Genomic DNA, 26,654 nt, shown 5'->3' on the forward strand with positions numbered 1-26,654 from the left:
GTGATCTATCTGAGTTCAGGCATTTGACTTGAATATCATCATTGTAACTACAGAATTATTATTCAAAACCCGTTTTATTAATCTCTTTGTTCCATCACAAAAAGCTCACTTAGTGAGTTAAAATTTTGACAACTTTAAATACATGGCGTGTTGCTACAGCCGTAAATGGTAGTGAAATCAATGTAAAATTGGTGCCACTTAAACGTCAACAAAATACAAATCACGGTTTAATTTGGGTTGAAGTGGGGCATATGATTCAACTTGAATCTGGCGAAACTCTTCCAATGAACTTAGATGGTTTGAGCTTTTATACCGGTGTTAATCAATTGTATCGTCTAAATGAGTTGAACTAAGGCGATAAGTACTTGAGTTAAGCATTATGTGTAATATTGATTGGTATAGTCAAAAAATGGCATTAATACTGCCATTTTTTTAATACCAAATTTTGTAGATGATCATTCGCATTAATTTCTAAAATCTGAGCGGAATCTTCTTTCCAGTCACCAAGTACAATTCTCTTTTTCCCATCGACATCATGAATATTTGCGCGGTGGGTGTGTCCGTGAACTAGTAAATCAACATTGCTTAATGCAGATTGAACTGCGCTTGGGTTAACATCCATGACATCATAAGTTTTAAACTGTTGTGCTTGACGGCTTTTTTTACGGAAGCCATTGGCCAGTTTTTGTCTAAAGCCAAGCGGTGTACTTTTTAAAAATTTTAGCAGAAGTGGATTACGGATAATCTTACGAAAGCGCTGATAGGATACGTCGTCCGTGCAAAGTAGATCACCGTGTTCAATACGAATGGTGTAATCTGAAAGTTTGAGTGTACAAACTTCAGCTAATAGTTGGCCATTAAATTGGTCGAGGAACTGTTGTCCTAGGGCAAAATCACGGTTACCTGTTAAGAAATAGATGTGATTGCCTGCATTTGAAAATTGTTTTAAGGCGCGAATGATTTCATCTAGCCAAGGGGCTGTATAGTCGTCGCCAATCCATGCATTGAACCAGTCGCCTAAAATATACAGCTGAGTATTCTTGTTTTTATAAGTATCTAATAAATCTAAAAACCCCCGAACGAGTCGAGGGTGATCTGGTGACAAGTGTAAATCAGCGATAAACAAATAGGTCACGGAAGTTTCCATTTTAATTTAATCTCCCTAAATCCCTCTTTTAAAAGAGGGACTTCCTCCCTTTATTAAAGGGAGGTTAGGAGGGATTCTTATTCAGAAATGATCTTAGCAGATTCAATCACAACGTTCTCAAGCGGAACGTCAGCGTGGTAGCCACGGTTGCCAGTACGAACGCCTTTAATTTCGTTTACTACGTCTAGACCTTCAGTTACTTTACCGAAAACTGCATAACCCCAACCTTGTGCATTTTTGCCAGAGTGGTTAAGGAAAGAGTTGTTACCCACGTTAATAAAGAACTGAGCAGATGCAGAGTGAGGTGCTTGTGTACGCGCCATTGCAATTGTACCAAGGTCATTGGTTAAGCCGTTATCAGCTTCGTTTTCAATTGCATCACGTGTTGCTTTTTCTTTGAAGTTTTCATCCATACCACCACCTTGGATCATGAAGCCATCGATCACGCGGTGGAAAATTACGCCGTCATAGAAACCGTCACGTACGTATTCTAAGAAGTTAGCAACAGTAATTGGTGCTTTTTCGTTGTTAAGTTCAAGAACAATACGACCTTTATTGGTGTTTAATTCGACTTGAGGAAAACTCATTGTGTAATCTCCTAATCATGGACATCAAAGCCATGGGTTTTTTGGTTGTGAGAAGCATAAGCAAACTGTAAACTACAAGGCAAGTAAAAACGTTATTTTCTTTGTAAAATAGATCAAATATCGTTTAAGGGACTGTAAAATATTCATAAATCGACTGATAGATCAGTTAGAATTATGCTCGTATAGCAGGACTCTATTTTTCCTTAATTTTTTTCATCAAAGTGATTTTTAAACTATGAAGCCGAATGATGTTGTTTCAACACTGCCAAATAACCCGACACCAAGTAACAATGCCTCTGTCGCAGCGCAGCAAGAACAACAGCCAGGCTTAGATTTTGTTCGCCAAGTGATTACCGAAGATTTGGCTGAAGGTCGTACGCAAAAAGTAGTCACGCGTTTCCCGCCAGAGCCGAATGGTTATTTACACATTGGTCACGTGAAAGCGATTTGCTTAAACTTTGGTATTGCCAACGAGTTTGATGGTTTTTGCAATCTACGTTTTGATGACACCAACCCAGATGCAGAAGAACAAGAATATGTAGATGGGATCGCCAACGACGTTAAATGGTTGGGTTTTGAGTGGAATGGCGAACCACGCTATGCGTCAAGCTATTTCGATCAACTCCATGCATGGGCGATTCAACTGATTAAACAGGGTGATGCTTATGTTGATTTGCAGTCACCTGAAGAAATTCGTTTGAACCGCGGTAACTTTATTGAGCCGGGTAAAAACTCGCCTTACCGCGATACTTCAGTTGAAGAAAACCTTGCACGTTTTGAAAAAATGAACAATGGCGAGTTTGCGGAAGGTGAAGCTGTTCTGCGTGCCAAAATTGATATGGCATCTCCAAATGTGCATATGCGTGACCCAATTTTGTACCGTGTACTCCATTCAGAGCATCACCAAACAGGTGATAAATGGAAAATGTACCCAATGTACGACTATGCGCATCCACTATCCGATGCAATTGAGGGTATTACTCACTCATTATGTACTTTGGAATTCCAAGACCACCGTCCGTTTTATGACTGGGTGATTGAGAAAGTTCACTCGGAAGCAGTACCACGTCAGTATGAGTCTAGCCGTTTAAATATTGACTACACCATTACCTCTAAGCGTAAATTGCGTAAATTGGTTGAAGGTGGTTATGTCAATGGATGGGATGACCCACGTATGCCAACCGTTGTGGGTATGCGTCGTCGTGGTTTTACCCCAGAAGGCCTACGTGACTTCTGTAAGCGTGTTGGTGTATCGAAGTCAGATGGTATTGTTGATGTTGCAATGCTTGAATACTGCATCCGTCAGTCTTTGGAAAATACAGCTGCTCGTGGTATGGCAGTATTGAATCCACTCAAAGTCACACTCACAAATTTGCCTAACGATATAGATTTAACTCATTCACGTCATCCAAATGTAGACATGGGTGAGCGTGTAATTCCGTTAACCTCTGAAATTTATATCGACCGTAAAGACTTTGAAGAAGAACCACCAAAAGGCTTCAAGCGTTTAATTCCGGGTGGTGAAGTTCGTCTACGTCATGCTTATGTCATTAAGTGTGATGAAGTGATTAAAGATGAAAACGGTAAAGTGGTTGAGTTGAAATGTTCAATCGACCCTGAAACTTTGGGCAAAAATCCAGAAGGTCGTAAAGTTAAAGGGGTGATTCACTGGGTATCTGCAAGCAAGGGCATTCCTGCTGAAGTGCGTATTTATGATCGCCTCTTTACAGAGTCGGACCCTGAAGTGGGAGATGATTTCTTAGCGAACTTGAACCCTGATTCGTTGAAAATTGTACACGCGGTGATTGAGCCTGCATTGGCGCAAGCACAGCCTGAAGACCGTTTCCAATTTGAACGTGAAGGTTATTTTGTTGCAGATCAATACGACCATACAGCAGAGAAGCCTGTGTTTAACCGTATTTTAGACTTAAAAGACAGTTTTAAGCCTAAATAAGCGCTGTTTGCTTGATGTGGATATAGATATAAGGCTCAACCTCGGTTGAGCCTTTTCGTAGCGAAACCAATAGGAATACACTGTGATCGTTCGAGATAAAACCAATAGCTTTGCATTACTCTTTGCTTGGCGTGGCACCATTTTACCGAAAGTGTTTCCTGCGCTGATGGTCGGTGTTTTAATTTCAACTCTGTTGGTTTATCTAGCGACTCAACATTACGTGACTGCTCCTGCAGTGCCTGTCATTGGTTTTACTGTATTTGGTGTGATTCTTTCGATTTTCTTAAGCTTTCGAAATACAGCGTGTTATGACCGCTGGTGGGAAGGGCGTAAGCTATGGGGCGCAATGATTGCCAACGCACGGCATATGATTCGTGACAGTTATGTCTTAAATGATGCAGAGCGTACAGTTTTGATGTATCGCGTCATGTTATTTAGCCACTTGCTTCGAGATCGTTTACGGCAGCAAAGTCATACCTATGACCACTATCAAGCCAAAGTACAACTGACAGTAGAGCAGTGGGAGGTATTGGTTACGCATATTAATCCACCGCAATATCTATTAGAGCTTACGCAGAAAGATCTGGCGGCGTTGTATAAGCGTGGTGAGATTAGCGATATTATTTACAGTATGCTGACCAAGCATACGGTGGCAATGGGGGATATTCACGCTGGTTGTGACCGTATTTCATCTACACCTCTGCCATTTTCTTATTCGGTTTTGTTACACCGTGCCGTGTACTCTTTCTGTCTCATTTTACCTTTTAGTTTAAGTTCCAGTCTTGGTTTTTGGTCACCTGTGATCGTGGCCTTAATTGCCTATCTCTTATTGGGTTTAGATGCGCTAAGTGCAGAGTTAGAAGAACCTTTCGGGCTTCAGGAAAATGACTTGCCTTTAGATGCTATTGTGCGGGGCATAGAGCGCGAAATGCTCAGTTCTTTAAATGAATCTTTGCCAGAACCAGTGAGCGCACATAGAGCCAATTTAAGTTAAAGCAGTGAACAAATCCATAACAGAAAATGAGCGGATTGCCTGAGCCATAACAAATTTTCGATATGATTGGTTTATTGAGATGTGCTATCACTAAGTTTAAAAGTGATAGGGATATAACAATGACTACCGTGATCGAAACTCAGATGTTGATTCGGCGTTCTGTCAATATTGTGTTTAACGCTTTTGTTGATCCACTCATAACCACCAAGTTTTGGTTTAGTCAGTCTTCGGGCTATTTAGAAAAAGGCGCAATGGTCGATTGGACATGGGATAAATACCAAATTACGCACTCGACTCATGTCCTACAAGTCGTTGAAAATGAGCTGATCTGCATCGAATGGGGCACGCCTAAAACTAAAGTAGATTTTGTATTTGAAAAAATCGACAGCATGAATACCTATGTGATCATTCGAAACTATGATATTGAGTTACAGGGTAATGAGCTGATTCATTATGTGATGGATGCAACAGGTGGCTTTACTACAGTGCTAGATGGTGCCAAGGCATGGCTTGAATACGATATCCAGCTCAACTTGGTTGAAGATAAATTTCCACCTTTTGAACTGCGTTCACATCAGTGATCTTTTTTAGAGCGCTCTTCTTTAAACTCAAAATATTTCCCAAGCTGCTGTTTGGCCTTATCACGTAATTTCTTTTTGATATACAGCACCAAGGCAAAACAGGTGGTGGTCAGCGTTAACATTAGGCTGTTCATGAAACTCATCATAGAGCTAACATAGCCAATAGTAGTAAGTCGGTGCATCATCTTGATGACTTGTGGGCTACTTTCAACGCCTGTAATGGCCCACGTACACAAGTGTTCACAGTTATTGATAATAAGATGGTAGTTGTTTTCATGCATGCGTGAGCGCATACGGCGAACCACTTTACGGCCTTTATATTTGGGGTCTTGGTACTGATTGACTGTAATTTTACGTCCGTGGCTAAAGTTCTCGATGGAGGTTATTTCAATCGGATGCTTTTTAAAAAGATGTGCAAAACCTGAATAATGGATCACACGTCCACGCCCAGCATATATGCCGTGATGCGTATAGCCAAAATGTTTGACTATAAGATGAGCCCCCAAGGGGTAGTGGACTTTTTGTTGTTGCATGCCTAATACGTGCTAATTCATTACAGTTGTCTTTTATCTGTATTTTAAAGCTTCTGCTGGGAATAATCGACTGTTTAGTAGGTTTCGGTTATTTGAGTTTACGATGATAGAAATAAAAGAGACCGATTGGAAAGGAGTATCTAGCTTACGTCTTTACATTAAAAAAGGATGCAAGCATCCCTTTTAAAGATAAGGCGATGTTTATTGATCCACTAGACCTAAAAGTGAGTTTTGGGTACTGCACATGCGTGTTGCTTCTTCAGTGTTCATCGCTTTCACATCTTCTTCAAATTTCTTTTTTTGTTCTTTGAGTTGTTCTTCCGGCAAACCCATCTGCTCGGCAAGTTTTTCCATTTTTTCCCAAGACTCCACACAGGCTTTCGGCATCTTGCTACATGCTGATAAAGATAAAAGGGTAATACATGTGCTGACCATAAGTAATTTTTTCATTGCTTAAACCTTTAATTTTCAAACATTATTGATTTTTATATTGAGCCTGTAAGGTAACAAAAATTTAAGGCTTTGTATAATATTTAAACGTTCAAAGTGTACTGTGTTTCACATGCCGTAGTTTTTTTATAAGCAGAGTGACGTACAGGCATTAAAAAAAAGGCACTTAGATCAATCTAAGTGCCTTTTTGATGAATATTCAGTGACTCTACTACTGTAGAGGTCGATGCTGAAGTTCATTTAACTCCTTACGGCCATAGCCACGAGAAGCTAATACTTTTTTAATCCCAACAATCACGTCTTCATCGGTCGCTGTTTTAAGCTTTTCGATGAGCTGTTCATTGGTTTTACAAGAGCAGTCATTTTCAACACAAGCAATTTGATTTTTATGCTCGTTTTGCTGTTCATTTGAAAACAGCTTTTGCCAAAAACTCATATAGACTTCATTTACAACCTAACATAGGGTGAAATATAACCAATCTGTAAAATAATGCAAGTCAGCGTGAGAGATAAAAGCAGCGATCGATGTCGAAAAATTCCGATTATAGCGCAAGGTATTAACGTTATTATGACAGTTGAAATACTTGCATTTTATATAAGCTTATCTTTTTTCATGAAAAGTAAAAAAGAAGCTCATTCGAGCTTCTTTTTTATACGGTTTAAGTTGCAACAAATTGTTTAAATTTTTTCCAGCAAAACCCCGGATTCAACATGGTGGGTATAGGGGAATTGGTCAAACAGAGCAAACTGTGAAATTTTATGGGTTTGGCTGAGTGTTTTTAAGTTGTCATGCAAGGTGTCAGGATTACACGAAATATAGATGATCCGTTCAAAACGCTGAATCAATTTCAAGGTTTCATCATCAATACCCGCACGCGGTGGGTCAACAAACACGGTATCGAACTCATAGCTGCTCATATCAATATTTGCTTCTTGTAAGCGACGGAATTCGCGTTCGCCGTTATAGGCTTGTGTGAAGTCTTCTGCCGATAAACGCGCGACTTGAATATTATCGATGTGGTTTTGTTCGATATTCCACTGTGCTGCATACACTGAAGACTTAGCCAGCTCAGTGGCTAAAACACGGTTAAAATGGGTGGAAAGCGGTAGGGTGAAGTTACCATTGCCACAGTAAAGTTCTAACAAATCTTTGTTCGACTGCTGTGCAGCATTACAGGCCCATTCGAGCATTTTTTGGCAGACTTGCGCATTGGGCTGCGTAAAGCTGCTTTCAATTTGTTTGTACTGATATTTACGCTCAAAAACTTGAAGTTCTTCCACCACAAATTCATCAGTGAGTACCACTTTTTGACCACGGCTACGACCAATCAACTTAATATTTAATTTTTCTGAAAGTTGTTTGGCTAAAACCTGCCATTGTTCATCGAGTGGGCAGCGATAAATCAGTGAAACCAGCATTTGACCTTTTAAGGTCGCTAAAAAATGCACTTCAAATAGGCGTTTTGACAGGAGATCGTTGCTTTTTAATTCTGCCAATAAAACAGGCATGAGCTGATTAATACTGGCATCAGCGATTGGGAAGTCGTCAATACGGATGATTTTTTTCTGATTGTCTTCATCGCGTTCAAACATGGCATAAAACATATCATCTTCGGTATGCCAAATACGGAATTCTGCACGCATGCGAAAGTGTTTTTCAGGAGATTGAAAAACTTCAAGCGAAGGTGGAGTGAGTTCAGCAAATTGAGCTGTAATTCGTTCAATTTTGGCGTCAAGTTGTTGTTGATAAGAAGAAGTCATATGCAGTAAAAATCGCAAACATATAGAAAAAAGAGATGGTAACAAAGTTTGCCGAATTAGCCTAAAGATATTCAGCAAAAGCGTGGGGTTTATTCATGTTACAGATGGTTTGATGCTGTGCCATATCGGAAATTTTCGAGCAGATTAGGTCAAACCCAGTCGCATAAAAAATGCCAAGTAAACAGACCAGGAGATGTTGACTTGGCAATAGAGGAAACATAGTAATAAACCTGTAGTCCCGATAAGAGCTACAGGTTTAAATTCGGCTTAGTTCAAAGTCATGAGACTTGCATTACCACCAGCAGCTGCAGTGTTAACACTAATAGCGCGCTCAATCACAAAGCGTTCTAAAGGAATGGCAGTTTGTGATGGGATAAGATGAGTAATACCCACAATCGCACCTTGACGCTCAGCAATCTGCTGTTGCAACGCTAAAAGCTGCGCCGTTGTACCATGGTGCAATACCGCATCAAAAGCATCAGTTTTGATGTCTTTGATGACATGGAACGCTTGAGCCAATGCTTTAGGCATGCTTGGCATGTGTTTTAACACAAAGCTGTTATCTGCAAGCACTGCTGGACGGCTACCGACTGCAAAAATCGCATTCAACTGTTGTAGTTGATCTGCTTCTTGTTCAGCTAATGACAAGACTGCATGACGCGGAATCACCATGTATTGGTTGCTTTCACCAGTCGGACCTTGCAGCTCGTAATGATGGCCTGAACAGAAGTTCTCAATTTTTGCCAATTTCACTGCTGGGAAGGTTTTAGCTGCCCACTCAAGGAACAATGCAGAGTTGCTGAACTCAACCTGAGGGTTTAAATCAGCACCTGTTGCAAATGGTTTATTCAACTTTTTCGCAGAACAGTTTTGCATTAGGCGATATAGATAAATTGGACCACCCGCTTTAGGACCTGTACCTGATAAACCTTCGCCACCAAAAGGTTGTACACCTACAACTGCACCCACGATGTTACGGTTGATGTAGAGGTTACCTACTTCAGCATGGGTCATTACAGTTTGAATGGTTTCATCAATACGGGTATGTAGACCCATCGTCAGGCCATAGCCTTTGCTGTTGATGTGCTCAAGTAACTGTTTAAGTGAACCTTGGTTAAAGCGAATCACATGCAGCACAGGACCAAACACTTCGCGTTCTAAATCATTTAGATTTGGCAGTTCAATCAATGTTGGTGTAATGAACGTGCCTGCATTTATCTCAGTGTCTTGAGCATCATTAAGCATCAATTGGTGTACGCGATGACCTTTTTGGCGCATTTTGTCGATGTGCTTTTGAATGTTTTCTTGCGCTTCAGCATCAATTACAGGGCCAATATCTGTTTTAAGTAGATATGGGTTGCCCACTTGAAGTTGCTGCATTGCGCCTTTAAGCATTTGAATTACTGCATCGGCATTATCTTCTTGTACACATAGTACGCGAAGGGCAGAACAACGTTGACCTGCGCTGTCATAAGCTGAGCTAACGACATCAAGTACAACTTGTTCAGTCAGTGCCGAAGAGTCAACGATCATGGCATTTTGACCGCCTGTTTCAGCAATCAGTGGAATGCTTTCACCATTTTTGCTTAAACGTTTCGCCACAGTTTTTTGCAAAATCTTAGCAACTTCAGTTGAACCTGTGAACATGATGCCTTGAACTTGCTCGGATGCACTGAGTTGTGCACCCACAGTTTCACCGCGACCCGGCATCAGCTGTACAGCCGCTTGAGGCACACCGGCTTGCCATAAGATCTGAATTGCTTGCGCTGCGATCAATGGCGTTTGTTCAGCTGGTTTAGCAATCACTGTATTACCTGCAACCAATGCAGCAGCGACTTGACCTGTGAAGATGGCCAATGGGAAGTTCCATGGACTAATGCATAGCATCGTGCCTAAAGGCTCAACTTCTGCGTTTGCATCTAGATCAATCATTTGCGTTGCATAGTAGCGTAAGAAATCTACAGCTTCACGAACTTCTGCAATGGCATTGGCATACGTTTTACCACTTTCACGGCAAAGTAAAACCATCAGTTCTTCTAAGCGAGCTTCCATTAAGTCAGCAGCGCGAAGTAGGTAACTCGCACGGGTGTCTTTAGCCGTACGTGCCCAAATGTCTTGAACAGCCTGGGCATTGTTTAATGCTTGCTCAACTTGTTCAGTTGTTGCTTCTTGTACATAACCGACAACATCTGAGTGACGTGCTGGGTTGATGATGCTTTGCGGAGCAACGGCGTCATTGGTCTGAATGTGTTCACCCATTGGGGCAGCAGACCATTGATGCTTAGCAAACTGTTGAGCTGTTTGGTTCAGCTGAACTAATGCAGAGTCATTTGCAAGATCTAAACCTTTAGAATTCGCGCGTAGTTGGCCATAAAGCTCAGCAGGAAGTGGAATCGAAAGGTGCTTTTGACCCACGATATTTTCACGTTTTGCACTGCTTAAAATGGTTTGAGTTGGATTTTCAATCAAATCATCAATTGCAAGTGACTTGTCTGCAATACGGTTGACAAAAGAGGTGTTTGCACCATTTTCAAGTAAACGACGTACAAGATAAGCCAATAGTGTTTCATGGTTGCCCACAGGTGCATAAATACGGCAAGGTACACCTAGTTTTTTATCTAGTTTTTCGCCGACCACTTGTTCATACAGTGGCTCGCCCATGCCGTGTAAGCATTGGAACTCATACTGACCCACGTAGTATTTCTCTGGGTTAGCCATTTCATAAATAGTCGCCAAGGTTTGCGCATTGTGTGTTGCAAACTGTGGGTAGATTTGTTCTGGTGCAGCTAATAATTTCTTCGCACAAGAGATATACGACAAGTCTGTATGTACTTTACGAGTAAATACAGGGTAGTCAGTCATCCCTTCAATTTGCGCTTTCTTGATTTCGCTGTCCCAGTACGCGCCTTTCACTAAACGGATCATTAAGCGTTTTTCGCTACGTTTAGCTAAGTCTACGATGTAGTCAACCACGTAGAAACAACGTTTTTGATATGCTTGGATAACGAAACCAATGCCTTTCCAGTCTTTGAGTTCTGGTTCAAAGCATAGGCGTTCGAGCATTTCTAAAGAAATTTCTAAACGCTCAGATTCTTCAGCATCAATATTTAAACCGATGTTATAGCCGCGTGCTAATTTAGCAAGCGTAAAGACTTTACCGTACAACTCTTCATGCATACGTGCAACTTGCGCACGTTGGTAGCGAGGGTGTAGAGCAGATAATTTAATTGAAATACCCGGACCGTCGTAAACATCTTTGTCTTTTGACGCTTGACCAATGGCATGAATGGCATCGGTATAGTCTTTCATATAACGATCAGCATCATGATCGGTCAGTGCTGCTTCACCCAACATGTCGTATGAATAACGGAAGCCTTTTTCTTCAAGACGTTCAGCGTGTTGTAATGCTTCACCAATGGTTTCGCCAGTCACAAACTGTTCGCCCATCATACGCATAGCTACATCAACTGCTTTACGGATGATGCCACGACCACTACGTGCCAATAAGCCTGTTAAAGTACCTGATAAGCTATTTTGCTTTGGTGTTTCCATGAGCTTGCCAGTCAACATGAGGCCCCATGCTGCCGCATTGACAAACATCAGGTTACTTTGACCAACGTGCTCTTTCCAGTTGCCTTGGTTGATTTTGTCTTTAATCAATAGGTCACGTGTCGCCATGTCTGGAATACGAAGCAATGCTTCAGCTAAACACATCAGCGCAATGCCTTCTTGAGAAGACAGTGCAAATTCTTGTAAGAGACCCTGTACAATGCCTGCTTTACCGCTGCCGCTTTTACGTTCACGTAAAGTATGAGCCAAATCAAACGCAAGTTCATGAATGCGTTGATTCATCTCGTCAGAGATTTTGCTGTGGTCTAATAAGTTTTGAACACAGTCAGTTTCGGCACGTCGCCAAGCGGTATTGATTTCAACTTCAAGCTCACTTTTTTCTTTGAATTCGGTAATATATTCAAATTGAGTTTGAGCGTCGTTGAAATGCGTATTGCTTTCCATCATATTCATGCCTACATCCTGTGCATACAATAATGTGTTGAGAGATCTATAGTAATTAATTTATGATTACAGAAAGAATGCCGAATAACTCACTATAATTTGTATGCTATTTAGAGATTAATTCAGATGACGAGCCCAATTTTTAGCTTGGACCGAACAGATATCAAAATATTAGATATTCTTCAAAGAGATGGAAAAATATCGAATATTAAACTTGCCGAAGAAGTGAACTTGTCAGCGACGGCTGCTTTGGCTCGAGTACAGAAATTAACCAAGGAAGGTTTTATTCTGAGTTATGAAGCACGCTTAAATCCAAACATGCTCAATGCCAGTTTTGTGGTTTTTGTGGAGATCCTTTTGGATAAAACCACGCCACATGTCTTGGAAGATTTTCGCCATGCCGTGCTACAGCATGATGAAATTGTGGAATGTCATATGACCAGTGGGGGCTTTGATTTTGTGGTGAAGATTCGCTGTGCCAGTATGGATGAGTTCCGAAAAATCTCAGGTCAAGTCTTGTGGCAACTGCCGGGTGTTAAAGAAACGCGCAGTTATCCAGTGATGGAAGTCATCAAAGAAAGCTCACGTATTCAACTCAAATACAAACCTTTGTCGAAATAATTGAGTACATGAGATGTAAAAAAAGGGGCTTAAAAGCCCCTTTTTTTGGTCTACACGTTCAATTAACGTTGTGTAGATTCTTGTTTCATTTCAGCCATCGCTTGTTTGTACATGCTGTCTGCTTGTTCAAAGCGTTGTACCACTTCAGCTTCAGGGGCTTTACCCATTAAGCTTACCACTACAATGCTGATCCAAGAGAAGATGAAGCCTGGAATAATTTCATATAGACCTAAGTGTCCTAATGCATTTTTCCACACAATCACGGTTACCGCGCCAACAATAATACCTGCAATAGCACCATTCAAGGTCATGCGCTTCCAGAACAAAGACAAGATAATCAGTGGACCAAATGCCGCACCAAAACCTGCCCATGCATAAGCTACAAGGCCTAGAACTTTACTGTCAGGGTTGCTTGCTAAGCAAATTGCAAGAACAGCAACTGCAAGAACCATGAAACGACCCACCCAGACCAATTCTTTTTGAGAAGCGGTTTTACGGATGAAGGCTTTGTACATGTCTTCTGTCAATGTTGTAGAGCAAACCAGTAACTGACAGCTTAATGTACTCATCACCGCAGCTAAAATTGCAGCTAAAACAATGCCTGCAATCCATGGGTTGAATAATATTTTAGTCAGTTCCATGAACACAGTTTCAGGGTTTTGAGAAACCACAGCCGCTAGTTCAGGGTGTTGTTGGAAATATGCGATAGCAATAAAACCTGCACCTACCGCACCACCTAGACATAAAATCATCCATGTCATACCAATGCGACGCGCAGCAGGAATTGTTTTCACAGAGTCTGCAGCCATGAAGCGCACTAAAATGTGTGGCTGACCAAAATAGCCTAAGCCCCATGCCAATGATGACAGGATGGCAACAGTACTGAGCTCAGAGACAATGTGCATTGCTTGTGGGCGAGCCGTTTCAAGTAGGACTGTGAACTGTGCAGCATTACCATCAATCGCAAGATAAGTCATGATTGGGGTAAGCAGCAGAGCAAAAATCATTAAGCCTGCTTGAAAGGTATCTGTCCAGCTAATTGCAAGGAAGCCGCCGATACATACATAACTGATAGTTGCAATTGCGCTAATCCAAAGAGCAGTGGTGTAGTCCCAGTCAAAGATGCTTTCAAATAAACGTGAGCCAGCCACCATGCCGGAAGCACAGTAAATCGCGAAGAATACTAAAATAACGATCGCTGAGATCATACGCAAGATACGTTTACGATCTGCGAAACGACCTGTGAAATAATCAGGCAGGGTGAGGGCGTTGTTTTGGACTTCAGTGTGTACACGTAAACGTCCTGCAACCAATAACCAGTTGAGCCATGCACCAATGATCAGACCTACAGCAATCCACGCTTCAGACAAACCAGACAAATAAATTGCGCCCGGTAAGCCCATCAGTAACCAGCCACTCATGTCTGATGCACCTGCGGAAAGTGCAGTAACCACACTTCCTAAACTACGACCACCTAAGATGTAATCATCAAAGTTGTTTGTGGACTTGTATGCATACAAACCGATGCCAATCATGGCAATGATATAAACTAAAAATGTGACGAGGGTGGGGTTAATTTGACTCATAGGCATTCCTTGGCAAAATCCGACTTGGGAGATTTTTTAATCGCTTTGTTTGAGACGGCGATTCAAGCATAAAAATAAAATTACACTCTGTAACAGTTGTGAGGTGTTTTTGTATATTTTGTGTAATTATTAATTGTTTTTTAAAATTAAACAATAAGTTGTTGAAAATATGTTGTTTATTGGTCAATTATTATTCTTTTTTATAGGGTAAATGAAATTCTATGCATTTATTTCGTAAAATCAGCGGGCTAGTTATAATTTATGATTTTATATTGCTTACGAAAAATTACATTACCTGCAAAATAGGCATATTTACATATAAAGTGTTTCATTTATGAAATGTATTTACAGTCGTGAAATAGGTAGAAAAGACGAATATTTCACCATTAAAATCTGGGACTAAACACCTAATTTTGTTAAGGCATTCATACTTTGAATTCATTGGAAAACTTTCAAATTTCTAATTAGAAAATAGGAATTCAATGGCATTTTCTGCTTGCTTTGGAACAAGTGAAAATAGAGTCGTTATAAATTACCTGCAAATTTGACAAAATTTCTCCTGAAATTGTGCAGGCCATTGTGGGGCATGTGAGCAATTGAGCCAACCATCTGAAAGTTGGTTACACGCTTTTCCCTTGCATCTAATCATAGATGCCGATAAAGGTGGAGTGGGCACTTGAATTAAATGGATAGCAACGAAGTGCTGGCCAATCTTGTATTAAAGCATGTATTCCTTTCTTAAGGTAAATACGAGGTTATTCAGCCAAATGACCTTGTTAATAAATCTCAATCGACCAATGATGTCTATCCAATGGCACCGCATTTAGTCACTTATTAATGGTATTGCAGCCTTAAATACCAAATGTATTCAAGCCAATGAAAACGTATACTTTGATGCAGTCATGCGTAGTGCTGGTATGGTGATTTTGCTTGATCCAATTTTAGGTCGCGAAATGTGGTGAAATGGGTAAACAGTGTATTGCTAAAAAACAAAACAATTCAGCAAGTGGTATTGGAGAAAGGGTTGTTGACTTAATACCCCTTAGGTCACATTTTCTCATTTGAAACTTGGCTGCTGAGGCGACGCCTACGGTTGTACCTTTAGCATAAGTTCGCTAAGACATTTATAACTATATATAGGTATAAAAGTAGTCAATGCGCAGCTTTTATACTTTTAAGCCAATACACGCTAACAAAATGTAGTAGTTAGAACTACAATAAGCCTGAGTGAAAAACCATGATTAGATGTCTATGTTGAGTAAATTAAGCCAATTATTTAAATTAAAGAAAGATGCGCCAGAACAACTTTTTTTGCAGCAGCATCAGATTGAATATGATGATGAAAAAGGCTTTATTATTGAAGGTATTGTGCTAAATGCCATACATGCTGAACGTTTGGTCTATTTTTCAAATCGTAGAATTAGTCAGTTTGATGACCTCAATGCACTTTTTTATAGTGCTATGTTAATCAATGAAAAGATCGATTTGGAAATTGCCAATGAACGATTTGTCGCACGTTTAGGTAATAATCTAGAAAACTTAACTGAGCTAAAGCGAATGATTAAGCTACTCAATGACTATTATTACCAGTTTATACGTGACAAAAAATAAGTCTTTTAAAAGGCATAAATTTGAGTTGTAAAAAGGACTTAGCGCTAGATTGATGTTGTTGTTGTCGTGAAAAATAACATGCAGCGAGAGGACATCATGCTAGTATATGACGCATGTTTTTAAACGCTAAAGCCATGTCCATGTTCCAAGAAGAAATCTCCCAACTGAATGTGCAACAATTAAAAGCAGGCGAAAAACGTTGGCTGGGAAATTTGCTCGGCTCTTCAGCTGCATTATTCATTCAAACGTTAAGCACACAAAATAAAAAGCTTTTTGTGGTTGTGGCAAAAAATAATCAACACTTAGCACAACTCGAAAGTGAATTTGAATTTTACGGTATTCGACCGACCATTTTCCCAGACTGGGAAATTCTGCCTTATGACCGTTTATCTCCTCATCAGGATATTGTGTCTGAGCGTCTCGCAATTTTATCCAATATGCCGCAAACAGGCGTCTTACTGATTTCGGCTTCGACCTTGGCGCAGCGTGTAGCGCCGACTTCGTGGGTGTTGGGAGAACACTTTGATATTCACGTTGGTCAAAAGTTTGAATTGGAACAGCAAAAGAAGCGTTTGATTCAAGCAGGCTATCATTTGGTCGACACAGTATATGACCATGGTGAATTTGCGGTTCGGGGTAGCATTATGGATATCTATGCATCAGGGCAAGCTGCACCAATTCGCATAGATTTGTTTGATGATGAAATTGAAACCCTCAAATTTTTTGATCCTGAAACGCAGCGTACTACGCAAAACTTAAAACAGTTTTCCGTATTGCCAGCTAAAGAGTTTCCTTTAAAAGATGCACGCAGCATCTTTCGTGATCGCTATGCAGAAATGTTTCCGACGGCAAATCCAAAGAAAAATCCAATTTATCAGGATGTGTTAGAAGGAATTGCATCGCCAGGAATTGAGTTCTATTTCCCACTATTTTTCAGTGCAGCGCAGATGGAAACCCAAAGTACACTGCTTTCGTATTTACCAAGTCATTCTATTGTCATTACAGATAAGCAAGTTGATGATGGTTTAGATAGTTTTTGGAAAGAAATCGATCGACGTTATGAAGACCGTCGCCATAATGTTGATCAGCCAATTTTAGCCCCTAACCATCTTTTTATTTCGACCAATCAAGTTTTAGAACAGCTCAATACCTTTCCACGCATTATCGCCTCAGTCGAGGCTTTTGATCTAAAAGCGGGTGTGACCAATTTAAACACTGAGCTTCCGCCACGTTTAGCGGTCGATCCTAAAAATGAAAAGCCTTTTTATGCGGTTAAACAGTATATTGATGCTGCTAACCATCCGGTATTACTGGTTGCTGAAAGTGCGGGACGTCGTGAAACTTTAAAAGATGCATTGCGTGCAACATTGGGAGAGATTCCTAATGTCGAAAATTTTGCTGAATTTCAAAAATCCTTACATGCCATTGCAATTACCAGTGCGCCATTAGAGCGTGGCTTGGTATTAAAAGACAGCATTAGCATCATTTCTGAAAATCAGTTGTATGAGCATCGCGTTGTACAGCGTCGTCGTAAACGCCAACAAGAGGTTTCGGAAGAGTTTCTTATCCGAAGTTTGACTGAACTGAGTATGGGTGCGCCGGTGGTGCATATCGACTATGGTGTGGGACGTTATGCGGGCTTAGTCACTTTAAATATTGATGATCAAGACTATGAGTTCTTGCAGCTCGATTATGCCGATGCGGCCAAAGTCTATGTTCCTGTTACCAATTTACATTTGATCAGCCGTTATAGTGGCGGCGATCCAGACTTAGCACCCTTGCATAAGCTGGGTACTGATGCTTGGAGCAAAGCAAAGCGTAAAGCATTGGAGCAAATCCATGATGTAGCAGCGGAGTTATTGCATATCCAAGCCCGTCGTCAAGCCAAACCAGGTTTTGGTTTTGAGTTAGATCAAGGTCAATATATGCAGTTTACTAGTGGCTTTGCCTATGAAGAAACACTCGATCAAGCCAATGCGATTGAGGCAACTTTGTATGATATGCAACTGGCTAAACCGATGGATCGCTTGGTCTGTGGCGATGTGGGCTTTGGTAAAACCGAAGTTGCGATGCGCGCAGCATTTTTAGCGGTACAGAACAACAAACAAGTGGCTGTTTTGGTGCCGACGACGTTGCTGGCTCAACAGCATTATGAGTCTTTTAAAGACCGTTTTGCAGACTGGCCTATTCGTATCGAAGTTTTATCACGTTTTGGCAGCAGTAAATCACATACCAAAACGATTGAAGACTTAGCTGATGGCAAAGTCGACATCGTGATTGGTACGCATAAAATTCTACAAGAAAGTGTCCAGTTCAAAGACTTGGGCTTGATGATAGTGGACGAGGAACATCGCTTCGGTGTACGTGATAAAGAGCGAATTAAAGCCATGCGTGCAGATGTGGACATGTTGACTCTGACTGCAACTCCAATTCCACGGACTTTAAATATGGCCTTTAGTGGCATGCGTGATCTATCCATTATTGCTACACCACCTGCACGACGTTTAGCGGTAAAAACGTTTGTGCAAGAACATACGGGTGATTCAGTTAAAGAAGCCATCTTGCGTGAGTTACTGCGTGGTGGCCAAGTTTATTTCTTGCATAATGAGGTCGAAACCATTGAGCGTGCAGCGGAGAGTCTTCGAGAGTTGGTCCCTGAGGCACGTGTGGCTGTTGCACATGGTCAAATGCGTGAACGCGAGTTAGAACAAGTCATGCAGCAGTTCTACCATAAAGAATATAACGTGCTGGTCTGCTCAACCATTATTGAAACAGGGATTGATGTTCCGAATGCCAATACCATTTTAATTGAGCGGGCAGATAAGCTGGGTTTAGCGCAGTTGCATCAACTACGTGGGCGTGTAGGGCGCTCGCATCACCAAGCTTATGCCTATCTGTTGGTGCCATCCATCAAAGGATTAAAAGGTGATGCTGAAAAACGTCTGGATGCGATTCAGCGGGCATCGACATTAGGTGCGGGCTTTATGTTAGCGACGGAAGACTTAGAAATTCGCGGAGCGGGTGAGCTACTTGGCGAGCAACAAAGTGGTTCAATGCAAGCCATTGGCTATAGCTTATATATGGAGATGCTCGAAAAGGCGACCAAAGCCATTCAAAAGGGCAAAACCCCAAATTTCGATGCGCCACTCTCACTGACCGCAGAAATCAATTTACATATGCCGGCCTTGATTCCAGATGAATATCTGGGAGATGTCCATCAGCGTTTATTGTTCTATAAGCGTATTAGTAATACGGACAGTCAGGAAAAACTCGATAACATTCGTATGGAGTTGATTGACCGTTTTGGGGTACCACCACAACCTGTAAAGCAGCTTTTTGCTGTACATCAGATGCGTTTGAAAGCAGAAACACTGGGCATTACCAAAGTGGATATTTCTGCCAATGGTGGTACGATTGAATTTTCACCAGATACTCCTGTTCAGGCAATTAGTATTATTCAGATGATGCAAAAACACCCGACCTTTTTTAGGATGGAAGGTGGTCAGCGCTTAAAGGTCATGGTCATACTAGAGGAATATGAAAAACGGATTCAATTTATCAATGACTTATTGGAAAGTTTGTTGAAAGAGTTGCATTAAAATTTAGTTTTAATTTGCTGTGATTTCATACAGATATCTGGTCTTTCTTGCGCACTTGCGCTATAAAAAGAAAGACTTGATTTTTTGATGAAATTTATTAAAGTAATAAATGTGATGTGGTTCAAAGTAAAACGTAGTTTATTTGTGTTGAAACACATTGCTTACAATATTCACCTCTGATTGGATGTGATAGTATTAGCCATTATTTTAATTTGCATCATTTATAAAGATATGTTTAGTTTGCATCCACAACTTGCTCAAGATACGTTTTTTGTAGGCGACTTTCCACTTTCAACATGTCGCTTAATGAATGATATGCAATTTCCGTGGTTAATTTTAATTCCACGCGTGCCAGGCATCACTGAGTTATATGAACTCAGTCAAGCCGACCAAGAACAGTTTTTACGTGAGTCAAGCTGGTTATCAAGCCAATTGGCTCGTGTATTCCGTGCTGACAAAATGAATGTTGCTGCTTTAGGTAATATGGTTCCGCAGCTCCATTTTCACCATGTTGTACGTTATCAAAACGACGTCGCATGGCCAAAACCAGTTTGGGGTACTCCCGCTGTTCCTTATAGCAATGAAGTGCTTGCGCATATGCGTCAAACTTTAATGCTTGCACTACGTGGCCAAGGTGATATGCCATTCGATTGGCGTATGGACTAATACACGTGAGAAATCAAATCAGGGATGATTTGATCGTGCGGATAATGGGGAACGAGCAGTGCCATTAGATCATTGGTTATCTAAAGAGCCCAAACAATTTGTGTATTTCCATCGTGCGATGGGATATGGCATGCTGTCTTTAATAACCATCGTCTATCATTATACGATGGCAGATACCAAATATCAGATTTACGTGCCGCTGCTGTTGCTCATTGTGTTATTGATCACACCGCCATTTTCTAGGTGGTTAGGTTATCGCTTCAATAATACGATGCAACGCGGTGTGATGTTTGTTATAGATATTGTCATTACAGCGATCATTTTAGCCGCTGTACATCTCAGTATCGTACTCACATTTTTAACCATTTTTGCTATGCTTTATACGGCTATTAGCAATAAAATTTCTTTTTTGATGGTGTCTTTGGCCAGCCTGATTGGGGTGGTTGTCTTTTATATCTCTATTATCTTTGTCTTTGGTTTTGGTGAGTACTTCGAGGCTACCAGTACCGAACTGATCGTATTGGGTTTTTTGTGCCTCACCACTTATTTTGGCGTGGGTAGCTATTATCAGCGCAACCAAATGCAAGACATATACCGCCGCAAAAATCACTATTTCGATCAGATGAACCGTTATATGGAGTTTGCCAATCAGCTGAGTCGCTATGCACCAGTTCAGTTGTGGCAATCAATTATGAAGGGTGAGTCTGAAGCGAAAATTGAATACAAACGTAAAAAACTTACAGTTTTCTTTTCAGATATTCAGGGTTTCACCGAGCTTTCTGAAAGCTTAATTCCAGATGATTTAGCATTCCTACTTAATGATTATTTAAAACACATGACCGAAATTGCGAAGCAATATGAAGGTACTGTTGATAAATTCATGGGGGATGCAATTTTAGTGTTCTTTGGTGACCCTAATTCTGAAGGTGTAGAGCGTGATGCTCAAAACTGTTTGGAAATGGCTATGGCGATGCGTCAGCAAATGAAAATCCTGCGCGAGCGTTGGGTGAAAATGGGTTATCCGCCATTACATATTCGTATGGGAATTTCTACAGGGTATTGCCACGTAGGGAACTATGGCGCATCGCACCGTATGGCTTATACCATTGTTGGTCGTGATGCAAACCTTGCTGCACGCTTACAAAGTGCAGCGCAAGTGGATGAAATCTTAATTTCGGACGATACACATAATTTAGTAAAAAATGATTATCTTTGTGCACCGAAAGCGCCAATTTTCCTTAAGGGGATTAAAGGTGCTGTGAAGACGTGGCAAGTCGTTGAAAAATATACCTCGCAAAAATCAGACTATCAACGCTGGTTTGATTATGAATATAAAGGGTTTCATTTACTGCTAAACTTAGATGAAGTGCAGAATTTTGAATATCCGCAGTTGATTCAAGTCTTGGAGAAAATGATTCAACGTATTCAAACCCAGCAGAAGATGACTAATTCGCAAGGTATCGTCAAACTCAATCTTGAAGATGAAGTAATAGAGCCTGTTCAGAAAAATGAATATCATTAACTTGATGGTGTGAGATACAAAGCGAGAGTCGTAAAAAAGCCACTACAATGAGTGGCTTTTTTTGGCTTTGAAAATTAGTGATTTTCAGACGCGTGGTTAATTGTGTATTTAGGAATTTCAACTTCTAAGTCTTCATCCACTAACTTCACTTGGCAAGACAAGCGAGAGTCAGGTTCTAAGCCCCAAGCACGATCCAGTAGGTCTGCTTCAACATCATTCATTTCTTCTAAGCTGTCAAAGCCTTTACGTACTACAACGTGACAGGTTGTACATGCAGCGGACATATCGCACGCATGTTCAATCTTGATCCCATTTTTCAGTAAGCTTTCACAAAGATTTGCATTCTGTTCAACTTCAAACTCAGCACCTTCTGGGCAGATTTGCGCATGTGGGAGAACTTTAATACGTGGCATAGTCTTTACCTATAAATTAGTTTGAGTTTGACCAGTCGTCGAGTTTTGTGCCTTTCAGCGCTGCATCGATATGCTGATTCATACGTGCTGCTGCAAAAGCATCACTGTGTATTTTAAGCTGTTCAACAGCAGATTCAATTGCTTTGATTTCTGTTGTTTCAAGTGTTGCTTCTAATGAGGTTTTGGCCGCATTTAATTCAACTTGTTGTTCACTCGTGAGCAGGTGAGCATCCACTTTTAGGGCTTGCTCTAAAGCTTCGAGTTCGCGTTTTGCTTCAACTTTAGTTTCTTGTAAGTGACGAAGATTTTTATCTTCTTCAGCAAACTTATAACCATCGAGCAGTAAGCGTTCCATGTCACTATCAGCCAAACCATATGATGGTTTGATGTCAATTTGTGCATGTACGCCAGAGGTTGTTTCTTTAGCTGAAACCGTCAGTAGGCCATCGGCATCCACTTGGAAGGTCACTTCAATACGCGCTTGACCCGCAGTCATTGGTGGAATACCGCGAAGGACAAAACGACCTAAGCTACGACAATGCTCAACCAAATCACGCTCACCTTGAACCACGTGAATCAACATCGCTGTTTGGCCATCTTGGTAGGTGGTGAACTCTTGGCGACGTGCAACTGGGATTGCGGTATTGCGTGAAATAAGACGCTCAACCAAGCCGCCCATGGTTTCTAGACCGAGAGAAAGAGGAGTTACATCAAGCAGTAATGCACCATCGGCTGTGTTTCCAATCAACTGATTGGCTGTAATCGATGCACCAATAGCAACAACTTCGTCTGGGTTGATGGTACACAATGGCTCTTGAGCAAATACATCGCGTACAGCGTTTTGTACAGCATAAGAGCGAGTTGAGCCACCGACCAAAACCACGTTTTGAATGTCGCTGAGTTCAAGTTTGGCATCGCGGAGGACGCGTTTGCACACACTAATCGTTTTATCTAAAGCAACTTTGATAATGCTTTCAAATGTCGCACGATCAAGCGTTAAGCTATGCTCTAGGACTTGTAAATGAACGCTTTCTGCGTCGGTTAAAGCTTCTTTGGCTTTACGTGCAGCAACTAAAACGTGTGCATATTCAGTGTCATCGAACTGCTCAATGTTGAGTTCTTTTTTCGCCCATTTTACGATTAAACGGTCAAGGTCATCACCACCTAATGCAGTGTGACCACCCGTCGCTAACACTTCAAACACGCCTTGTGAAAAGCGTAAAATTGAAACGTCAAAGGTACCGCCACCCAAGTCATAAATCACATAGTTGTGATCATGCGCAAGATTGGTTTCTTGGTCGAGACCATAGGCAACTGCAGCAGCAGTAGGCTCATTTAAAAGACGTAATACGTTTAAACCCGCAAGTTGTGCGGCATCACGTGTCGCTTGACGCTGAGCTTCATCGAAGTATGCAGGAACAGTAATCACTGCACCATTGACTTCATTTTTTAAGCTCGCTTCAGCACGATCTTTCAGTTGCTTTAAAATTTCAGCGGACACTTCAACAGGGGTTTTGCGGCCCTGAGCAGTTTCAAAAGCAGGCATTTGATTATCTTCACCCACTAAAGTGTAGGGGTGTTGAAACTTAATGTCGGCTTTAGAGCGTCCCATAAAACGTTTGACTGAAACGATGGTATTTTTAGGGTCAGCAGTCAAAAATGGTTTTGCTTCGTCGCCATATTGGGTTTGGCTTACACCATAATGCGCGATCGATGGGAGTAAGACACGACCTTGTTCATCATGCAAAACTTTTGTCTTGCCTGAAAGTACAGTTGCAACTAGAGAGTGAGTTGTACCTAAGTCGATACCAATGGCAATACGGTGTTCATGTGGCGCACTTGATTGACCAGGTTCTGCAATTTGCAAGAGAGCCATGTGTTACATCCTTTGAGCGTCAAAAATTAAAAATAAGTTAAAATTCATCATCTAAATCAAAGCTATCGTCATCTTCAAAACGATCTTCAGCTTTATCTATGTCATGCATGACTTTTACAAAGAAGCGAAGTTTGCGGACATCATCACGTGCCTCAGCCCAATCTTCCTCTTCAAAATCAATTTTGAATTCGCGGACTAAACCATCAATCCATTGTTGAACGTCTAATTTGAGTGATTGTAATTCATCTGCTGAACGTGCTTCATCAAGTTGTTCACGGATTTCTAAGGCAGACTGGAGAAATTCAAAATCATTGATGGATTGATCAAGATGATAATCTTGTTTTTTTAATCCTAATAAATATCCTGCACGGCTATCAACCTGAGATAAAACTTTGAATGCTTGATTGATCTCACTTGATTTTATGAGGGCTTGATCTTTATCGAGAGCTTTATCTGGGTGATATTGTTGCTGCAACTTTAAAAATTCTGATTTTAAGGTTGCTAAATCAATATCGAGTGCTACTGGGAGGTTAAACAACTCAAAATGATTCATAGGAGAGGGATTCCGCGCTAAATTGGGGGTCATTGCGAAAGCAAAAACACTCTATGTAAATGCAATTAAAACAGTGTGATACACACTGTTTTAATGTTGAAAAGCAAGTTAATGAACTGTTATACGGTGAAAGATTCACCACAGCCACATTCGCCTTTTTTGTTTGGGTTGTTAAACTCAAAGCCTTCGTTTAAACCATTTTTCACGTAGTCCATCTCCATACCATCGAGATAAACCAAGCTTTTTGGGTCTACAAATACTTTCACCCCAAACTGCTCAAAGGTGGTGTCATGTGCATCAATTGAATCGACAAACTCAAGCACATAAGCCAAACCAGAACAGCCTGAAGTTTTCACGCCAACGCGAATACCTTCACCCTTACCGCGATTTTTTAAATAATTGCTGATATGAGTTGCAGCATTTTCGGTTAAGTTGATCATGAAAACTCCCTAATCTTTCTTTAAAATGCGAAGCAATTAAGCTTTAGATTTTTTGCTGCGGTAGTCTTCAACAGCAGCTTTAATAGCATCTTCAGCCAGTACAGAACAGTGTACTTTTACTGGAGGAAGCGCAAGTTCAGTTGCGATATCAATGTTTTTGATCGCTTGAGCTTGATCTAAAGTTTTGCCTTTTAGCCATTCAGTCACTAAAGAGCTTGATGCAATAGCAGAGCCACAACCATAAGTTTTGAAACGTGCTTCTTCAATCACACCGTTGTCATCTACTTGGATCTGTAAACGCATAACGTCGCCACATGCAGGTGCTCCGACCATACCTGTACCTACGTTTTCAGCATTTTTGTCTAATACACCTACATTACGAGGGTTTTCGTAATGGTCAATTACTTTTTCGCTATAAGCCATGATGCGTCTCCAAACCTCGGGGTCAGCGTTAATATTAAATATGGGGTCAAAACTTGATTTTTCAATGAAGTCATCCAGTATGTGGGTGACTTCAATGGGGAAAATTAGTGTTCAGCCCACTCAACTGTAGAAAGGTCGATACCGTCTTTGTACATGTCCCAAAGTGGAGAAAGTTCACGAAGTTTCTCAACTGCAGAACGCGTCACTGTAAGTACATGGTCAATGTCTGCTTCAGTGGTGTATTTACCAAAACTGAAACGAATTGAACTGTGCGCAAGTTCGTCAGACAAACCTAGTGCACGTAATACATAAGAAGGTTCTAATGTTGCTGAAGTACAAGCCGAACCCGAAGATACAGCAGCGTCTTTCAACGACATCATTAACGATTCACCTTCAACAAAGTTGAAACTTACGTTTAAGTAGTTCGCAACGTTTTGTGTTGGGTGGCCGTTTAAGAAAATTTGTTCTAAGTCTTGTAAGCCATTCCAAAGCTTGTCACGAAGTACGCGAATGCGTGCTTGTTCAGAAGCTAAGTTTTTACCTGCAAGTTCAAATGCTTCACCCATACCAACGATTTGGTGTGTTGCAAGTGTACCAGAACGCATACCGCGTTCATGACCACCACCATGCATTTGCGCTTTTAAACGAACACGTGGAGTACGACGTACATAGAGTGCGCCAATACCTTTAGGGCCATAAATTTTATGAGCAGAGAAGCTCATAAGGTCAATCTTCATGCTTGAAAGGTCAATTTCAACTTTACCTGCAGCTTGCGCCGCATCGACATGGAAGAAGATCTTGTGTGCACGAGTAATTTCACCAATTGCCGCAACATCAGTCACAGAACCAATTTCGTTGTTTACCATCATAAGTGAAACAAGAATAGTGTCTGGACGAATAGCTGCTTCAACCATTTCAGGGGTAATTAAACCCGTGTTTGGAAGTGGCTCAAGGTAAGTGATTTCAAAACCTTCAGACTCAAGCTCACGGCAAGTGTCTAAAATAGCTTTGTGTTCAATTTTACTTGTAATAATGTGCTTGCCTTTAGACGCATAGAATTGTGCTACGCCTTTAAGAGCTAAGTTGTCTGATTCAGTTGCACCTGAAGTCCAAACGATTTCGCGTGGATCTGCTTTGATCAAGTTCGCAACTTGTTCACGTGCATATTCTACTTTTTCTTCTGCCTGCCAACCGTAAGCATGAGAACGAGATGCTGGGTTGCCAAATGTGCCGTCAAATGTCAGACATTCCATCATGCGTTCAGCGACTTGCGGGTCTACAGGAGTTGTTGCTGCATAATCAAGATAAATTGGACGTTTCATG

General features: G+C 41.0%; 23 protein-coding genes and 1 pseudogene. 10 read left to right on the plus strand and 14 right to left on the minus strand.

What is annotated here, in order from left to right:
• Nucleotides 1-125 precede the first annotated feature (125 nt).
• A complete protein-coding gene (locus ACF8FD_RS05545) occupies nt 126-353 on the plus strand; it encodes a hypothetical protein (RefSeq protein ID WP_004696967.1) in 228 nt (75 codons plus the stop codon).
• Nucleotides 354-415: 62 nt separating this feature from the next.
• Here the strand turns inward: ACF8FD_RS05545 and ACF8FD_RS05550 are convergent, their stop codons facing one another.
• Nucleotides 416-1,135, minus strand: coding sequence for a UDP-2,3-diacylglucosamine diphosphatase (locus ACF8FD_RS05550; RefSeq protein WP_234305097.1), 720 nt, complete (start codon nt 1,133-1,135; stop codon nt 416-418).
• Between the two features lie 89 nt (nt 1,136-1,224).
• On the minus strand, nt 1,225-1,734 hold the full coding sequence (locus ACF8FD_RS05555; RefSeq protein WP_004696971.1) for a peptidylprolyl isomerase: 510 nt from the start codon (nt 1,732-1,734) through the stop codon (nt 1,225-1,227).
• 235 nt (nt 1,735-1,969) lie between these two features.
• Between ACF8FD_RS05555 and ACF8FD_RS05560 the strand changes: the two genes are divergently transcribed.
• The 3 genes from ACF8FD_RS05560 (at nt 1,970) to ACF8FD_RS05570 (ending at nt 5,263) form a co-directional block, all read left to right on the plus strand.
• Nucleotides 1,970-3,688, plus strand: coding sequence for a glutamine--tRNA ligase/YqeY domain fusion protein (locus ACF8FD_RS05560; protein WP_234304998.1), 1,719 nt, complete (start codon nt 1,970-1,972; stop codon nt 3,686-3,688).
• A gap of 82 nt (nt 3,689-3,770) precedes the next feature.
• The gene (locus tag ACF8FD_RS05565; RefSeq protein ID WP_234304997.1) at nt 3,771-4,682 is read left to right on the plus strand and encodes a bestrophin family protein; all 912 of its coding nucleotides are present in this window, start codon (nt 3,771-3,773) and stop codon (nt 4,680-4,682) included.
• Between the two features lie 119 nt (nt 4,683-4,801).
• Nucleotides 4,802-5,263, plus strand: coding sequence for an SRPBCC domain-containing protein (locus tag ACF8FD_RS05570; RefSeq protein WP_058869690.1), 462 nt, complete (start codon nt 4,802-4,804; stop codon nt 5,261-5,263).
• On the opposite strand, the gene ACF8FD_RS05575 is transcribed toward ACF8FD_RS05570, so the two are convergent.
• The 5 genes from ACF8FD_RS05575 to putA all read right to left on the minus strand — a co-directional run bounded on the left by ACF8FD_RS05575 (nt 5,257) and on the right by putA (nt 12,030).
• Nucleotides 5,257-5,796: a lecithin retinol acyltransferase family protein gene (locus tag ACF8FD_RS05575; protein WP_279678896.1), complete on the minus strand. Its 540-nt coding sequence runs from the start codon at nt 5,794-5,796 to the stop codon at nt 5,257-5,259. The two genes, ACF8FD_RS05570 and ACF8FD_RS05575, sit on opposite strands and share 7 nt — an antisense overlap.
• 201 nt (nt 5,797-5,997) lie before the next feature.
• The gene (locus ACF8FD_RS05580) at nt 5,998-6,246 is read right to left on the minus strand and encodes a hypothetical protein (protein ID WP_234304996.1); all 249 of its coding nucleotides are present in this window, start codon (nt 6,244-6,246) and stop codon (nt 5,998-6,000) included.
• Between the two features lie 211 nt (nt 6,247-6,457).
• Nucleotides 6,458-6,682, minus strand: coding sequence for a hypothetical protein (locus tag ACF8FD_RS05585; RefSeq protein ID WP_004984703.1), 225 nt, complete (start codon nt 6,680-6,682; stop codon nt 6,458-6,460).
• A 242-nt stretch (nt 6,683-6,924) separates the two neighbouring features.
• Nucleotides 6,925-8,007: a tRNA (uridine(54)-C5)-methyltransferase TrmA gene (gene trmA, locus ACF8FD_RS05590; RefSeq protein ID WP_234304995.1), complete on the minus strand. Its 1,083-nt coding sequence runs from the start codon at nt 8,005-8,007 to the stop codon at nt 6,925-6,927.
• Nucleotides 8,008-8,274: 267 nt separating this feature from the next.
• Nucleotides 8,275-12,030, minus strand: coding sequence for a trifunctional transcriptional regulator/proline dehydrogenase/L-glutamate gamma-semialdehyde dehydrogenase (gene putA, locus ACF8FD_RS05595; protein WP_392453268.1), 3,756 nt, complete (start codon nt 12,028-12,030; stop codon nt 8,275-8,277).
• 117 nt (nt 12,031-12,147) lie between these two features.
• Between putA and ACF8FD_RS05600 the strand changes: the two genes are divergently transcribed.
• On the plus strand, nt 12,148-12,642 hold the full coding sequence (locus ACF8FD_RS05600; protein WP_004696989.1) for an Lrp/AsnC ligand binding domain-containing protein: 495 nt from the start codon (nt 12,148-12,150) through the stop codon (nt 12,640-12,642).
• A gap of 62 nt (nt 12,643-12,704) precedes the next feature.
• Here the strand turns inward: ACF8FD_RS05600 and putP are convergent, their stop codons facing one another.
• Nucleotides 12,705-14,228, minus strand: a complete 1,524-nt coding sequence (gene putP, locus ACF8FD_RS05605) for a sodium/proline symporter PutP (protein WP_392453269.1) — start codon at nt 14,226-14,228, stop codon at nt 12,705-12,707.
• 830 nt (nt 14,229-15,058) lie between these two features.
• Here putP and aspA point away from each other — a divergent pair.
• From aspA to ACF8FD_RS05630, 5 genes and pseudogenes are all read left to right on the plus strand, one after another.
• Nucleotides 15,059-15,261: pseudogene (gene aspA / locus ACF8FD_RS05610) on the plus strand (aspartate ammonia-lyase); the annotation flags it as partial.
• A 212-nt stretch (nt 15,262-15,473) separates the two neighbouring features.
• Nucleotides 15,474-15,839 (plus strand): hypothetical protein, encoded by a 366-nt coding sequence (locus ACF8FD_RS05615; RefSeq protein ID WP_004696992.1) that lies wholly within the window; start codon nt 15,474-15,476, stop codon nt 15,837-15,839.
• 140 nt (nt 15,840-15,979) lie between these two features.
• Nucleotides 15,980-19,438 carry a transcription-repair coupling factor gene (gene mfd / locus ACF8FD_RS05620; protein WP_279678904.1) on the plus strand — a complete coding sequence of 1,153 codons (3,459 nt, stop codon included), beginning with the start codon at nt 15,980-15,982 and terminating at the stop codon, nt 19,436-19,438.
• Nucleotides 19,439-19,669: 231 nt separating this feature from the next.
• Nucleotides 19,670-20,104 (plus strand): HIT domain-containing protein, encoded by a 435-nt coding sequence (locus ACF8FD_RS05625; protein ID WP_004696995.1) that lies wholly within the window; start codon nt 19,670-19,672, stop codon nt 20,102-20,104.
• 58 nt (nt 20,105-20,162) lie between these two features.
• Nucleotides 20,163-21,626 carry an adenylate/guanylate cyclase domain-containing protein gene (locus ACF8FD_RS05630; protein WP_234304991.1) on the plus strand — a complete coding sequence of 488 codons (1,464 nt, stop codon included), beginning with the start codon at nt 20,163-20,165 and terminating at the stop codon, nt 21,624-21,626.
• A gap of 74 nt (nt 21,627-21,700) precedes the next feature.
• Here the strand turns inward: ACF8FD_RS05630 and fdx are convergent, their stop codons facing one another.
• From fdx to ACF8FD_RS05660, 6 genes are all read right to left on the minus strand, one after another.
• Nucleotides 21,701-22,039, minus strand: coding sequence for an ISC system 2Fe-2S type ferredoxin (gene fdx, locus ACF8FD_RS05635; RefSeq protein WP_004697000.1), 339 nt, complete (start codon nt 22,037-22,039; stop codon nt 21,701-21,703).
• 16 nt (nt 22,040-22,055) lie between these two features.
• The gene (gene hscA / locus ACF8FD_RS05640) at nt 22,056-23,915 is read right to left on the minus strand and encodes a Fe-S protein assembly chaperone HscA (RefSeq protein WP_392453270.1); all 1,860 of its coding nucleotides are present in this window, start codon (nt 23,913-23,915) and stop codon (nt 22,056-22,058) included.
• A 37-nt stretch (nt 23,916-23,952) separates the two neighbouring features.
• A complete protein-coding gene (gene hscB, locus ACF8FD_RS05645; protein WP_004697004.1) occupies nt 23,953-24,468 on the minus strand; it encodes a Fe-S protein assembly co-chaperone HscB in 516 nt (171 codons plus the stop codon).
• Nucleotides 24,469-24,587: 119 nt separating this feature from the next.
• A complete protein-coding gene (iscA, locus tag ACF8FD_RS05650) occupies nt 24,588-24,908 on the minus strand; it encodes an iron-sulfur cluster assembly protein IscA (protein ID WP_004697006.1) in 321 nt (106 codons plus the stop codon).
• A 36-nt stretch (nt 24,909-24,944) separates the two neighbouring features.
• Nucleotides 24,945-25,331 carry a Fe-S cluster assembly scaffold IscU gene (gene iscU / locus ACF8FD_RS05655; RefSeq protein ID WP_004697007.1) on the minus strand — a complete coding sequence of 129 codons (387 nt, stop codon included), beginning with the start codon at nt 25,329-25,331 and terminating at the stop codon, nt 24,945-24,947.
• Nucleotides 25,332-25,435: 104 nt separating this feature from the next.
• Entirely contained in the window at nt 25,436-26,653 is a 1,218-nt protein-coding gene (locus ACF8FD_RS05660) for an IscS subfamily cysteine desulfurase (protein WP_392453271.1), read from the minus strand.
• Nucleotide 26,654 lies beyond the last annotated feature (1 nt).

The organism is Acinetobacter sp. TYF_19 (assembly GCF_043105125.1).
Classification (GTDB): Bacteria; Pseudomonadota; Gammaproteobacteria; order Pseudomonadales; family Moraxellaceae; genus Acinetobacter; species Acinetobacter johnsonii.